General features: G+C 37.4%; 12 protein-coding genes and 1 pseudogene. 9 read left to right on the top strand and 4 right to left on the bottom strand.

What is annotated here, in order from left to right; all coding sequences use genetic code 11:
- Positions 1–39: 39 nt before the first annotated feature.
- Complete coding sequence (locus K6I41_RS12190) at positions 40–1,413, bottom strand: putative bifunctional diguanylate cyclase/phosphodiesterase (protein WP_250374429.1); 1,374 nt, start codon at positions 1,411–1,413, stop codon at positions 40–42.
- A 366-nt stretch (positions 1,414–1,779) separates the two neighbouring features.
- Between K6I41_RS12190 and K6I41_RS12195 the strand changes: the two genes are divergently transcribed.
- The 4 genes and pseudogenes from K6I41_RS12195 to K6I41_RS12210 all read left to right on the top strand — a co-directional run bounded on the left by K6I41_RS12195 (position 1,780) and on the right by K6I41_RS12210 (position 6,726).
- Complete coding sequence (locus K6I41_RS12195) at positions 1,780–2,286, top strand: sigma-70 family RNA polymerase sigma factor (protein WP_013198357.1); 507 nt, start codon at positions 1,780–1,782, stop codon at positions 2,284–2,286.
- Between the two features lie 30 nt (positions 2,287–2,316).
- Positions 2,317–3,283, top strand: a pseudogene (locus K6I41_RS12200) (FecR domain-containing protein).
- A 58-nt stretch (positions 3,284–3,341) separates the two neighbouring features.
- Positions 3,342–5,873 (top strand): TonB-dependent siderophore receptor, encoded by a 2,532-nt coding sequence (locus K6I41_RS12205; protein ID WP_250374431.1) that lies wholly within the window; start codon positions 3,342–3,344, stop codon positions 5,871–5,873.
- Between the two features lie 154 nt (positions 5,874–6,027).
- On the top strand, positions 6,028–6,726 hold the full coding sequence (locus tag K6I41_RS12210) for a DUF1826 domain-containing protein (protein WP_250374432.1): 699 nt from the start codon (positions 6,028–6,030) through the stop codon (positions 6,724–6,726).
- A gap of 132 nt (positions 6,727–6,858) precedes the next feature.
- On the opposite strand, the gene K6I41_RS12215 is transcribed toward K6I41_RS12210, so the two are convergent.
- On the bottom strand, positions 6,859–7,563 hold the full coding sequence (locus K6I41_RS12215; protein WP_199987078.1) for an SDR family oxidoreductase: 705 nt from the start codon (positions 7,561–7,563) through the stop codon (positions 6,859–6,861).
- A gap of 313 nt (positions 7,564–7,876) precedes the next feature.
- On the opposite strand from K6I41_RS12215, the gene K6I41_RS12220 reads away from it, so the two are divergent.
- From K6I41_RS12220 to K6I41_RS12235, 4 genes are all read left to right on the top strand, one after another.
- Positions 7,877–8,695 (top strand): isocitrate lyase/PEP mutase family protein, encoded by an 819-nt coding sequence (locus tag K6I41_RS12220; protein WP_250374433.1) that lies wholly within the window; start codon positions 7,877–7,879, stop codon positions 8,693–8,695.
- Positions 8,696–8,744: 49 nt separating this feature from the next.
- The gene (locus K6I41_RS12225; protein WP_198307280.1) at positions 8,745–9,329 is read left to right on the top strand and encodes a GNAT family N-acetyltransferase; all 585 of its coding nucleotides are present in this window, start codon (positions 8,745–8,747) and stop codon (positions 9,327–9,329) included.
- A 156-nt stretch (positions 9,330–9,485) separates the two neighbouring features.
- Positions 9,486–11,657 (top strand): TonB-dependent siderophore receptor, encoded by a 2,172-nt coding sequence (locus K6I41_RS12230; RefSeq protein WP_250374434.1) that lies wholly within the window; start codon positions 9,486–9,488, stop codon positions 11,655–11,657.
- Positions 11,658–11,704: 47 nt separating this feature from the next.
- Positions 11,705–12,382, top strand: coding sequence for a hypothetical protein (locus K6I41_RS12235; RefSeq protein WP_151987525.1), 678 nt, complete (start codon positions 11,705–11,707; stop codon positions 12,380–12,382).
- Between the two features lie 136 nt (positions 12,383–12,518).
- Here the strand turns inward: K6I41_RS12235 and K6I41_RS12240 are convergent, their stop codons facing one another.
- A complete protein-coding gene (locus tag K6I41_RS12240; protein WP_250374435.1) occupies positions 12,519–12,989 on the bottom strand; it encodes a Csu type fimbrial protein in 471 nt (156 codons plus the stop codon).
- A 230-nt stretch (positions 12,990–13,219) separates the two neighbouring features.
- On the bottom strand, positions 13,220–13,474 hold the full coding sequence (locus tag K6I41_RS12245) for a transporter suffix domain-containing protein (RefSeq protein ID WP_151823204.1): 255 nt from the start codon (positions 13,472–13,474) through the stop codon (positions 13,220–13,222).
- 330 nt (positions 13,475–13,804) lie between these two features.
- Between K6I41_RS12245 and K6I41_RS12250 the strand changes: the two genes are divergently transcribed.
- The gene (locus tag K6I41_RS12250) at positions 13,805–14,242 is read left to right on the top strand and encodes a DUF2147 domain-containing protein (RefSeq protein WP_013198366.1); all 438 of its coding nucleotides are present in this window, start codon (positions 13,805–13,807) and stop codon (positions 14,240–14,242) included.
- The last annotated feature ends 86 nt before the right edge of the window (positions 14,243–14,328 follow it).

The following is a 14,328-nucleotide window of genomic DNA, read 5'->3' on the forward strand; positions in this document are numbered from 1 at the left end:
TTTACTTTCTATACTTAACTGCTGAAATAGTTGTTTTGCCTATTTTTTGAAGTAGGCTATCTGTTTTAAGAAGTCATTTAACGGCATCGGACATCCCCATAAATAACCTTGAAACTCAGTACATCCATTGTTTTTAAAAGCACTAAATTGTTCAGTCGTCTCAATGCCTTCGACTAAAACTCGAAGGTTCAAATCTAGTCCAATTTTAATAATGCCAGTTACGAGTTTATTGCTACGTTTATCATCCAAAGCTGCCTGCACAAAGCTACGATCAATTTTGATTTGGCTGATGGGCATTTTTTGTAAATAGCTTAAAGATGAATAACCTGTACCAAAATCATCAAGGGAAAGCTGAATTCCATTTTTTGACAGGAAATGCATTCTTTCGATCATGCTTACACAATTATTTAAAGCAATATTTTCAGTGATTTCTAAAATGAGCCGCGATGGATTTATTTGATATTTTTGAACCATTCCAATTACGGTTTGCTCAAAGCTAGCTTGCATAAAATGATCAGCACTAATATTGATTGAAAGCGTAAGATCTTTGGTCTCGGCTTTTTTGCTCCAATCTTGTAAAACTTTGCAGCCTTGAGCTAACACCCACTCCCCAATCTCTGGCATTAATCCAAACGTTTCAGCCGCTGGAATGAAATCTTTTGTAGGAACATAACCTAAAGTAGGATGTTGCCATCTTAATAAAGCTTCTGCGCCAATCAACGTTTCAGATGAATTGATTTGTGGCTGATAAAAAAGCTCAAATTGTTGTTTAGCAAGAGCTAAGCGTAAGTCTTTCACCATGCTGTTTTCTATTTGTATCTCTAATTGCATGGTATAAATTGAAATACAAATCATTAATGTGGCAGCACAAGTTGCAATCCATCCGCCATGATTACGAATATCTTCAGATAGCGGTATAGCACTCTCAAGATTAAAAGAGCTTCCACTAAAAAATATAAAACACCCAATCGACAATAAAATTAAAATGAATTGTAAATAGCTTGGGTCTCTGCGGTAATTCAAATACCCCAATATCGCTCCAGCAGGTAAAAATAAATGAGCTACCTGCGGACGATCAACGGTAGCTATATCAAAAAATAGGCAGAACACCACTGGAAAAACCAGCAGTACGACCTGTGAAAGAAGAATACCCGCTGAAATTCGATTTATATAAATAAGAAAAAGGCTAAATATGGAGATCAATGTAAAAAAGATATCCATGTAAACAATCAACCACATTTGTGCAAATGCAAAATATATGGTCCAGAACAAGCAAAAAATGATGCAAATAAAGATATTTGCTTTGGCTGCAATTGTAAGCTGCTGGTCCTTTACGCTGCGGTAATTTTTCTTGTGTTTCTTAAAAAAAGACGAAGCGAACATAAATAAATCAACCATAAAATATTTCTTCATAGACCCCCATCTGGATCATTGATACCCCACTTCAAGATTCACCAATAAAACAAAATGTTTTATTCCTTGTTATTTATACGACTCATCTTGAGAACGTTGTTGTTTTATCGTGGTGGTATAGTTTGGTTGTTTAATTGAACGATGTTGCTTATCAAACACCTTATAATTTTAAAGGATCATCCCCTAACGATACATGTGTCTGCGACTAAGGTACAGGCTCTAAATAGCGAAAAATTAGAACATTATTGTTTCTAGAATATATTGCCCCAATGATTGATATTAATAATAATTATCATTACTATTTAAGAATAATTTAAATGTGTGTTTAATTGCGCTACTCAGTGCCAATTTGTGGACTTCACTGCTATGAACCTCGATGTAGACAAACAGGTATGGTTTAGCCAAATTTACCGTTCTCAGCAAACTACGCTTTTATCATGGTTTAAACACAAACTTCAGCACCATCATCAATCTGAAGACCTAAGCCAGGAAGTGTTTTATCGTGCTTTAAAAAGTGAATATTGTTTTCAAAAAATTAAGGAACCACAGGCATGGCTTATGGGTATCGCCAAGCATGTCATGATTGACTATTGGCGCCGTCAGCATATTGAAAACCTTTATCTAGATGCTCTACAGCATCTTCCAGAAGAATATTATCCCTCCGCTGAACATGAAGTTTATATTCAAGAAACTTTATATCAGGTTCATTTAATATTAGAAAAACTACCTACCCGCACGGCTCAGGTCTTTTTGATGTCTCAACTAGACGGTATGACTTATCGAGAAATTAGTGAAAAAATGAATATTTCTGAAGCCACTGTGAAAAGAGATATGAAACAAGCTTTTTTAGCTTGTATAGACCTCTATAATTAACCTTGTTAGCTGCGCTTAATTTGTTACCTTATGTCAGATATTACTAAAATCCCTCCTCATGTTTTAGATGCAGCCGCAGACTGGTTGGTAATCTTACATTCGGGTGAAATGACCGCATTACAGCAACAACAATTTGAGCAATGGAAAGTCGAAAAAAAAGAACACCAGCTAGCACTCCAGCAAATGGAAAAATTTAGCCATGGTTTATCAAACCTTGCAGGTAACTTCCCTTCCGAGGCTTTAGTTCAGTCTAATCAAAAATTTAATCTTGCTGCAAAACGCAATATGCTGTTAAGCCTTTCAGGTTTAATGATCGTTGGTTTGTCTACCTACTTAATACCTTGGGAAAAATGGCAGTCGGACTACCACACTAAAGTGGGTGAAATTAAAAAAGTATCGTTAAAGGATGGTTCTCAACTGATTATGGCCAGTGATTGCTATGTCGATGTAAATTTCACGCAAGAGACACGTCAGATAAAACTGATTGATGGAGAAATTTATATTGAAACGGCAAAGGATGCTCAACATCGACCATTTATTGTCGAAACCAAGAATGGTTCAGTAGAAGCCTTAGGTACTCAATTTACGGTTCGCCAAGAAAATAGCGAACAGACCAAAGTCAAAGTCTATAAACATGCGGTCGCAATTGAACCCGAGAACTCATCTAAACGCCAAATATTAAAACAAGGTCAGCGTGCTTTTTTTGATGAAAAATATATTTCAAAATCTCTGCCTCTCGATAACGATCAACCGTATTGGACCCAACAACTTTTGGTTGTAGATCAATGGCCACTTCAAAAAGTGCTGGATGAGTTATTCCGTTATAAAAAAGGAACTTACCATCTCGATGCGGAATTGAAAAATATAAAAATTTCTGGCGTATTTTCTCTAAAAAATCCTGAGCAAAGCTTAGAAACTTTAGCCTATAGCCATCAACTTGAACTGAATTATTACAGTCCCTATTTGTTAAATATTAAAAAAAGATAAAAAAATGTGACCCTTTTTTTGATCTGGTTCGACTTATAGAGAAATACACTCCCTGTCGAGAAGACCACATGAAGGATTATCAAGCAAAAAGTAAATTGGCTTTGGCTATACGTGCAGTGCTATGGAGTACGCCATTGGTGGTCACGGCGCTTACCTCAACTTCTATTTACGCTGCGCAAACTTATAGTATTTCAATTCGCCAGAGCACGCTTGATCAGGCCATTAAACAACTGGCTATTCAAACAGGCACAACCATTAGCTACGATAATGCCAGTCTTTCAAAAACAAAAAGCAAAGTGCTTCAAGGCAATTACGCTGTTGAAGATGCTTTAAGTCTGTTATTAAAAAACCATCCATTTGAAGCCGTTAAAGTAAACAACGGTGGTTACAGCATCCGAGTGAAGTCTCCACCCGCTCCAATTGAACCCAAAGTTTTCCAGTTAGAAGCCATTAAAACAAAAGCGAATAACAATAATGAAATTGATACGGCAGGCAGTGAAACAGGTACGGCTCATTTAGCAACAATTCATATCAATGCTGATCATGGAGAAAATTTAACAACCGAAGGTTCCGGTTTATATACGGCGAAAGCGACCACCGCTTCTAATGGCTTAGCTTTAAGTTTGCGAGAAACACCTCAGCTGGTCAGTGTAATCACCAACCAACAAATGAAAGATCAGAACCTCACCCAATTAACCGATGTTGTCAGTCAAGCAGCAGGACTCTCTATTAAACAAGGCGGCAATATTGGTAGTGATAATTCACCTATTTACGCTCGCGGCAAAGAAGTAGATAGTTATTTACTCGATGGCGTGAAGCTCATGAGTTCATATGCAAGTATTTTCCAGAGTCAGGACATGGCTTTATTTGACCGAGTCGAAGTCGTGCGCGGTGCAAATGGCTTAATGACAGGTGCTGGCAGTGCAAGCGCAAGTATTAATCTGGTCCGAAAAAAACCATTACAGGACTTTAAAGCGTCGGTGAGTGCTGACATTGGTTCTTGGGATTCTTACCGTACCGATATTGATGTTTCCACACCCCTTAATGAGTCTGGAAGTATCCGTGGTCGTACTCTTTTTGCCTACCAAAAGTCAGACTCTTATATCGAACGCTACAATGAAGAACGTAAAGTGGCTTATGCCGTAGTAGAAGCTGATTTAACAGACCAAACCAAAGCAAGTTTAGGTGCAAGTTACCAGCAAATTGATTTGACTGGTGTGGCTAGAGGTGGTTTATCAAGCTTTTATACAGATGGCACACTCATTAATTGGTCCCGTTCAGATTCAGCGGCAGCAAGTTGGACGGGTTCAGATCGCTCAACGACATCTTACTTTGCCGACATTGAACACCAGTTTAATGACCGCTGGAAATTAAAAGGTGTAGTATCTAGAACCATTACAGATTCAGATGAAATCGTAGGTTATACCTACTCAAGTGAAGGAATTGATAAAGTCACTGGCAGCGGGGCGATGTTATACGCAACCCGTTGGGATTATCGTCCAACTCAAGACTTATTCAATTTAACCTTAAACGGTTCATTTGATTTATTTAATCAAACTCATGACGTAGTGTTGGGCACGACTTACACAAAAAGTAAAAATAAACGCCCTACCTATTCTGGCTGGAATAATGGGATGACATGGGATGGAACTCTAAAAAATATTTTTGCTTGGGATGGCAGTACACCTAACCGCCCCGAAACCAAAATAGATGGTTGGTACAGTGGAGATGATCGTAGCCAATCTATTTTTGGTGCTGTTCGTCTTAAAGCAACCGACAATCTTGCAGTCATTTTAGGCACTCGAATTGAAGACTGGGAACGCGTAACTGGCAACCATTCAGATGCTGATAATAAGACCACCTACACAACACAAGAAGAAAGTGGCAAGGTGATTCCTTATGTGGGCATTACCTATGATTTCACTGACAACTGGACTGCGTATGCAAGCTACACCAATATTTTTTCACCACAAGATAAGAAAGCTGTTACAGGCGAATACATAGACCCATTAATAGGTAATAGTACCGAGCTGGGTATTAAGGGTGAGTTTTTTGATAATCAATTAAATGTTGGCGCTGCTATTTATCAAACTAAAGAGGACAATACAGCGATTGCATTAGCAGATGTATTTGCCCCAGATGGTTCCCAAGCCTATCGTACAGAATCTGGTACCAAAAGTCGCGGCTTTGAAATTGAAGCAACAGGTAAGTTAACTGATTTATGGCAAGTTTCTACAAGCTTTAGCCGTAATCTATCAAAAGATAGCCAAGACAACCGATTAAATACTGGGGTGCCAAATAACACAGCCAAACTGTTTACCACCTATACCCTGCCTTATCTTGATGAAGCCCTCACCATTGGTGGCGGTGTGCGTTGGCAAAGCGAAATTTATGAAAAAAATGCAGTCTCTGCAACAGGTCGATTTACTCAAGAAAGTTACGCTTTGGTCGACTTAATGGCACGTTATAAGGTCAACAATAATCTTATGCTCAACTTTAATGTTAATAACTTATTTAATGAAAAATACCATTTAGCCACCACAAATAGCTACTACGGCGCTCCGACTAATTTTCGAGTGGGTGTTAAATATGAGTGGTAAATAAATTACTCGTCATTTAAAGACCTTACTTCAGAGGAAAATAATGTTCTTCTGAAGTAAGACTAAACTGGCTTAATCAATTGGAATGGAATATTTTTTGGCTAAGCTCAGGCTATAATATTAGACATGCTCTATTATTTTATTTAACTCTCCTATGAAGAATGCGTTTTCTGACAGCAAACAAATTAGACAAGTGTCTAGTTTCCCTGAACTTGTAAATACAAAGTTCCAAGAAGAGACAAATGCGATTTGCTGGCACAGAAATTTGGTTGGCGACTTTAAAGAGATTGTGAATAAACTTCATTTAAAAGAAAATATTACAGAGGTTTCTGTTGAAGACCTTTTAGCGCTACAACTTTCAGAAAAAGGCAATCTGGCAAGAAAAACTATTTTAGAAGATATCGAGCAGTTAACTGATTTTGGCGCATCGCCCGTACTTAACTTACTTAAACATTATGAACGCGATGAAGAGCTAGATTTCATTTCAACAGATGTATATTCATTTCATGTTGACCGCTCTCCCATTGAAACCGATACATTCTTATGTACCTATCACGGCGCTGCCAGTGATATTGTTTCCAATAATCAGGTTGAACAAAAAGTTTTAATTCCAGAAATTAGAGAAAAGCTCAAAGAATTACATGACGGCTCTGATGTTGAGTTTGAAGCCTTCTTGGCAGAGTATTTTTTTGATTTGCATTATCAGCCCAAACCCAATGCTCAACCTGTAAATTTAGGCACGGGTCATATTTGGCGTTTAGCAGTAGATCATCCAACTCAAAAGGTTTTACCTTGTGTTCATCGAGCACCTGTTGAAAAAGATGGTGAATATCGATTGCTTTTGATTTGTTAGGGATTATAGCCTAACCACTTACAGAGTTTTTAAAAGAAGAAAATCATCGCAGTGTTACCAGAGTGGTGCCACCACCCGTTCAAGTGACTTTACTTTATCCACATCAGCATTTCACTTGGCACAATAACCGTTCTATAAGCTTCCCCCACCATCAACATTTAGAACTTGACCAGTAATAAAGCCTGCATGATCTGAGAGTAAAAAAGATACCGCATGTGCAACATCTTTAGGCGTTCCAATCCTTCCTAATGGAATACTATCCAATATTGCTTTCTCGGCTAAACTACCGATTGGTCTAGTTTTTCTAAAAAGTTCCGTTTCAATTGGTCCTGGTGAAACACAGTTGACTGTTATTCCAAATTCAGCCAACTCAAGTGCCCAAGTTTTTGTACAACCCACCAATGCACTTTTTGCTGCTGAATAAGCTGTTCTATCTTTTGCCCCGTAAATCGCCCTACTACCAATATTAATAATTCGACCAAATCGTTGTTCTTTAAGTTGTTCAATAAAGTGTTGAGTCACTTGTATAGCAGCTCTTACATTTAAGCTCCAAACTTCGTCTAAGGCAGGAAATGTAATCTTGCCTAAAGGTTGAGGTAGACTAATTCCTGAGTTATTCACTATTCCGTGTATAACATGAGATTTAGAGATTAAAGCTAAGGTTTCTTCAGTTTGTTCTATATTTGATAGATCACAACTAAAAAGCTCTCCAGAAAAGTTTATATCCTTAATATTTCTAGCAATTCCAATTACGTGATGCCCCTGTAAAGACAATTCATCGCTAATTGCTTTTCCAATACCTTTTGTAGCGCCTGTAACTAAATAAGTGTTTTTCATAGCTAATCCTAAATAATAAAATAGTTTCTGGTTCGCTCTCCCTCGTTAACTACAAAAATAATAAAACGCTAACTATGATTTTTTATGACGATAAACAGATTTATATAAATTAAAGAAAACTATAATCAATATCCCCCAAATGGACATGACTTAATTTTGATTTACTTATTTCAAATTAAGAAGTAGCTATATTTCTATAAGTTAAAAAATTGTTATAGTCATTCAGCTTTAACTTGCCTTCTAAAAGATTATTTTAAACAGCTAGATGGAATTGTTTAAGTTTCAGTAAATGCATTAAAAAGAGTACCGAATAATGAAAACCTCTGTAGATGAGAAAAGAAAAATTTTCCGTGATCTCCATAAAGACGGATGTTTTATTTTACCTAATCCTTGGGATGCAGGCAGCGCAAAGGTACTCGAGCAACTTGGCTATAAAGCACTTGCAACAACAAGCTCAGGCTATGCATGGTCTTGTGGAAAAGCAGATGGTCAACTCGACAGAGATGAAACATTGGCACATTTACGTTACATGGTTCAGTCGACCAATCTTCCTATTAATGCTGATTTTGAAAGTGGTTTTTCAGATACTACTCAAGGCGTTATTGAGAATGTTCTGATGGCAATTGATACAGGTATAGCGGGTATTTCTATTGAAGATTCGACTGGAAATAGTGAAAAGCCGCTTCGTGATATTCCTGATGCTGTTGAAAGAATACGAGCAGCTCGCTTAGCAATCGATCAAAGTGGAACGAATACAATGCTTATCGGCCGTGCTGAAAACTTTTTTGTTGGTGTGCCAGATTTAGAAGATACGATTAACAGATTAAAAGCATATTCAGAAGCTGGTGCTGACTGCCTGTATGCACCGGGTATCAAAACACGTGAACAAATCATTGCTGTCGTTAATGCTGTTGCACCAAAACCCGTGAACGTTTTAATTGGCTGGGATAGTGATTTAACAGCGGCAGAACTTGCAGACTTGGGTGTAAGACGTATTAGCCTTGGTGGTGCATTAGCACGTTCAGCTTGGGATGGTTTTATTAAAACAGCAAGTGCGATTGCCAAGTCAGGCAATTTTCATTCGCTCAATACTTCGGTTTCAAGTGGTGATCTAAATAGTCGATTTAAATAAGATTTAGATAAATCTCTTTATTTGGTAACTTTCAGACAGGACCTCTGTTATGACCCCAAACATCATACTTTCAAGTGATCGTATTCGGTTACGCCTTTTAAAGATTGAAGATTCAAGAGATTTAGTCGCCGCTGCATCAGACGGAGAACTATGGAACCTTCCTTTCACTGTCGTACCTTCAGCAGAAACAATAGATGACTATATTCACCTTGCGCTAGAAGGTTATCAAGCAGGTACAGTTCTTCCTTTTGTTGTTGAAGATATCGCTACAGGAAAGATCATTGGATCTACGAGATTTTGGAAAATAGATAGAAAAAATTTAAAGTTAGAAATTGGAAGTACTTGGTATTCGAAATCTTGGCAGCGAACATACGCAAATACGGAAGCAAAATATTTGCTTCTTAAATATGCCTTTGAGGAATTAAATTGCGTCAGAGTTCAGCTTACAACAGATGTGCTCAATGAAAAATCACAGAATGCGATTTTAAGACTCGGTGCCCAGAAGGAAGGTGTTGTAAGAAATGAGAGAATTATGCCTGATGGAAGAAAAAGGAATTCTGTCAGATTTAGTATCATTGATGAAGAGTGGCCAAAAATAAAAGAGAATCTTATTAAAAAGTTAAATTGTTATTAATTTTTCTTCTCTTTTATTCCTCTTTAAAAACATTGCAAATGAGTCTCATTTATATATACTTTACACACTTTTTTTGAGTCTAGTCGGCTCTCTTGCTCGCTTGAATAGTCGCTCTTTTTTAGCCTTTCACGATGTTTATATCACTTAGGTATACGTATGTTTTCTTTCTCCCCGCGTAAAAATTTAATTACTGTTGAAATTTTAAAACATAGTAGCCCCTTGCTTTTATCCCTCATCCCTATTATGTCTTGGGCAGAAACAACTGCGATCCCACCAGCGCAGCTAGAGACTATTAAAGTTCAGGCGGAAGCGAACTCAAGCTATATCGAAAATCAAACGGCATCGACCTTACGAGGCAATCAAAAAAATCTAGAAAGCCCACAAACCGTAAATGTCGTTTCTAAGCAATATATGAAAGACTATTTACCTGCAAATCTGGACAATGCACTGACCCAAGTCAGCGGCATTACGCAGGGTAATACTTTAGGCGGTACGCAAGATACAGTAATGAAGCGTGGTTTTGGTGATAACCGTGACGGTTCAATTACCGTAAATGGTATGCCGATTGTGCAAGGCCGAACCATGAATGCGGCTGTTGAACAAGTTGAAGTTTTAAAAGGCCCGTCTTCGTTACTCTATGGCATTATGGACCCGGGCGGTGTGGTTAATGTCATTACAAAGAAACCTGAGGCTACTCAGAAAACTGAACTTTCAATATATGGTTCAAGCTTTGCTGCGGGCAAAAATGGTTTAGGCGCAAGCATCGATACCACGGGCGCGATTAGTGATAGTAACTTTTCCTATCGCTTTATTGCCGATCACTCAGATGCAGACTATTGGCGTAATTTTGGTAACCTCAAACAGTCACTAATTGCTCCATCTTTAGCGTGGGATAATGGTCAAACTAAAGTGAACCTGAGCTATCAATACCGCCACTTTGATGTACCTTTTGATCGCTCTACCGTTTTTGATCCAAAAACAAACAAAGCCCTACCCATCTCTAAATATCAACGTCTAGATGAAGCTTTTAACCAAATGAAAGGTGAAGATCATTTAGCTCAACTGTTGGTAGATCACCAAATTAATGATAATTGGTCGGCTCACTTTGGTTATACCTACAACTACGAAACCTATGATGCCAATCAGTTACGTGTAACCAAGTTAGATACAGCCAATCATACGGTTACACGCCGTACCGATGCGACTTTAAATGCAGAAAGTATAGACAGTAACGCCCAAGCGTATATCAATGGTTCAACCAACTTATTTGGTTTAAAGCATGATATTCAGTTCGGTTCAGACATCGAATATCGCAAATATTTCCGTCCAGATATGGTTCGTGGTGATACCTCAACCTTAGATTATTTAAATCCAAGTTTTGGAACTGTTGAACCATCTCAAAATGTTGTCGCATCAGATAGCGACCAAACTGATAAACTACATACCTATGGTTTTTATGTTCAAGATGCCATTCATTTAAATGAAAAATGGATTGCTGTACTTGGTGGTCGTTACCTTAACTATGAGCAAACTGCTGGACGTGGCAGACCATTTAAGGAAAATACCAACACCAACGATGATGCTTGGCTCCCACACGCAGGTTTAGTCTATCAATGGAATGACCAACTTTCATTCTATGGTAGTTATACCGAGTCACTTAAGCCATCTTCTTCAATTGCTCCTTTAGGCGGCGACGCTGTTATTAATGCAGATGTTCAACCTGAACAAGCTAAGTCTTATGAAGTTGGTGCAAAATATGAGTTAAATGACCGTATTAAAGCCAATTTTGCAATCTACGATATTAAAAAACGTAATGTTTTAGCCAAAATTACCAACTCATCTACTAATGAAGTTGAACTGCATACAACGGGTGCTGTTCGCTCTAAAGGTGCTGAACTCGACCTGACAGGCCGTCTAACAGATCAGCTTGATGCGACCCTCACCTATGCCTATACAGATGCTAAAGTGACTGAAGATGAAAGTGGTCTAGAAGGCAACCGCCTAAACAATGTAGCGCGTAATACAGCTTCTCTGGCATTGGCCTATAATTATGGGCAGCTTTACAACGGTAACTTACGTTTAGGCTTGAGCGGTAATTATGTAGGAAAACGTGCTGGTGATTCGGAAAATACCTTTGACCTACCTGACTATACGCTGGCTAACGCCTTTGTGAGTTATGACACCACCATTGCTAAACAAGCAGTTACTTTCCAATTTAATTTAAATAATATCTTTGACACGACTTACTACACAGCTAGTGTCAATAATTTGGCCGTATCTCAAGGTGACTCTCGTCAAGCAGTATTACGCGCAACCTTTAAATTTTAAAACACAGGATCAGAGCAGTGTTAAATCACTGCTCTTTCGAGAACAATATGAAAAAGCTTCTTTCTACGGTGGTGTTAATTGGCACACTGTTTAGTTCTTCTGTTTACGCCCAAACACGAATTGCCCTGATTTCACAGATCAAGGGTTCATCTGCCAGTACAGATGTCGCTATTCAAAAATACTTGCAGAGTAAAGGCTATCAAGTTGAAGTATTAGATCAATCTGTTTCACCGAATAATTTGAAGAACACAGATTTAGTCATTATTTCTTCTACAGTTGCTTCTAAAAATCTTCAATCGGGTTGGCGCCAACTCGCTATTCCACTGATGACGTGGGAAAACGATTATCTTGATGATTTGGCTATGACAGGTAAACGAATTAATAGCGATTTTGGGGAAGTCGAGAAAGAACGTTATTTGTGGTTGGTCAATGCGCCACATCCACTCTCTGCGCATCTTTCTGCGGGAACTCACAATGTGTATAAAGCGCAAGCGCCTATGAGTTGGGGCAAACCTGGTTTAGGTGCCACCATTATCGCGACTGTGTATGGGCAACCTGAAAAAGTGGCGATTTGGGGTTATGAGAAAGGTGCAACCATGGATTATGAGTCTCTGGCACCTGCAAAAAGACTCATGTTTTTTCTTAACAATGATACATTTACCAATCTATCTGACGATGGATTAAAACTGTTTGATGCCTCAATTCAATGGTTGAGCAATAAATAAAATCATTTATGTAGCTCAAGAAGGTTCTACTCATCGCACCTTGTTGAGCTGCAAAAGAATTTGATATCAAATTATAGTGATTAAAATATTGGCCTTTCAGCTTTACAGCAGAAGCGCTTTATTTATTATTCTTTTATTAATATATAACGTTCACACGGACCCAATCTTCATACTTGGTCGCCTGAACATTGGTACTTGATGTAATTGCCCCATGAATAGGAATATTTTCTTTCATCCCTGTGGCAACTCCTGAATATATTTTACTTCCCTGGCCTCCCCAAATTTGAGTATGACCAGCATCTTGATAAAGTACATATGCAACAGATGCTGGGCTAGCAGCAGATTTAAGTTCAAAGTTATTGTCTGAAGTTACCGCCAATTGATACGGGGTATTTTGGCTACATTGCACAGATACATCCGTTCTTGCAGCAGCAACTGGCTGAGAACGAACCACTGAACCAAAATCTAAATTTCCTTGTGTAGAAACTTCACACGTTTCAATAATCGTTAAACTGACTCTTAATGATGTAGATGCATTTCCAGCATCTGCACTATTTATTGTCAGTATACTCATAAGAGAAAATAAAGTGTATTTAAGGACTTTCATTTCTTCTCCTTAACTTTTTGTTCTAATGTCTATTCATCTTTATATTGTGTTTTTTCTGTTCTCGTTAAAGAAACAGCTTCAGGATCTTTTAGTTATAAAACTTAATATTGCACACTGTCAATAAATACTAAACACATGATTTGAATGTTATTTTTAAAATCTGTGACGTACTACACGCAATCTAACTATTTTTAAAATTAGTTGAGATTTTTATTGCTCTTAAGAGCATTTTAATTTTCCTTTAACTTCATTTTCCGAAATATTTTAGAAAACCATTGTTTAATCTTGCCCCAATATTCCTTACCTAGTAGTGCAATTGCAATTAAAAAGAGAATCTCACCTACGATCATAAGCCCTGTAATAACTGCTGCTTTATAGGGAATATCTAAAATAGGAAGAATAGGAAAAGAGATCCAATACAAAGCTACAAATCCTAATAAGACTAAGCCAATTTTCTTTTTGAGATTCAATTTTGGTTTTGGCATCAACTGTATTTCACTTTAAAAATTCATAAATTCCATTATTCATTCCTTTGTGTAAAGAACGTTTAAGAAGTGTGTAAAGAGCATGGAGAGTTAAAATATTTTTAATCATTAAATCTGTCAGTTCATGTTTAATCTTTAAAAGATGAATAATTCTGTCCATTCTCGCAATTGCATAAATAAATTGATCAAAATAATATCCATACAAATAGATTATAACTTTACATATTGTTTAGTTTATAGATTCAATACTAAGAAAACTGTGAAGTTAAATTTAAAATGAATAATTCAGACCTTTAAAACCATCCATTTTTAATTTGAGAAATGCTTGATATGAAAAAATATTTACTCTTACTTTTACTTAGCTTTTATTCGATTCACTCATTTGCCTCGGACAAACTACATGGCAGTGTTTGGAAAACAATTGATGATGCAACCAATCAACCGAGAGCACTAGTAAGATTTAGCGAAGATAAAAATGGCAATTTGTCTGCGAACATCGAAAAAATACTTGTTCCAAATGAAGCCAACAAATGTACGATGTGTGAAGGTACCTACAAGAACAAATCTTTGATTGGCCTAACCATTGTCAAAAATTTAAAAAGTGTTGGTCAAAATAAATATGACAAGGGATCTATCCTCGACCCTCAGTCAGATAAAACTTATAAATTTAGTGTCACCGTATCACCAGATGGTGAAAAACTTATTGCTCGCGGATACATTGGTATTTCTGCAATTGGCCGAAACCAAACGTGGTATCGAATTAAATAAGCTCCTAAATCGTTAAAAGCCCTACTTATAAATTGCATGGTTTTTTGAAGTGATCATTTACCTCAAAAGCCATGTAATTTTTTGAA

The sequence above is a fragment of the Acinetobacter sp. AS23 genome, from assembly GCF_023612055.1.
GTDB lineage: Bacteria > Pseudomonadota > Gammaproteobacteria > Pseudomonadales > Moraxellaceae > Acinetobacter > Acinetobacter oleivorans.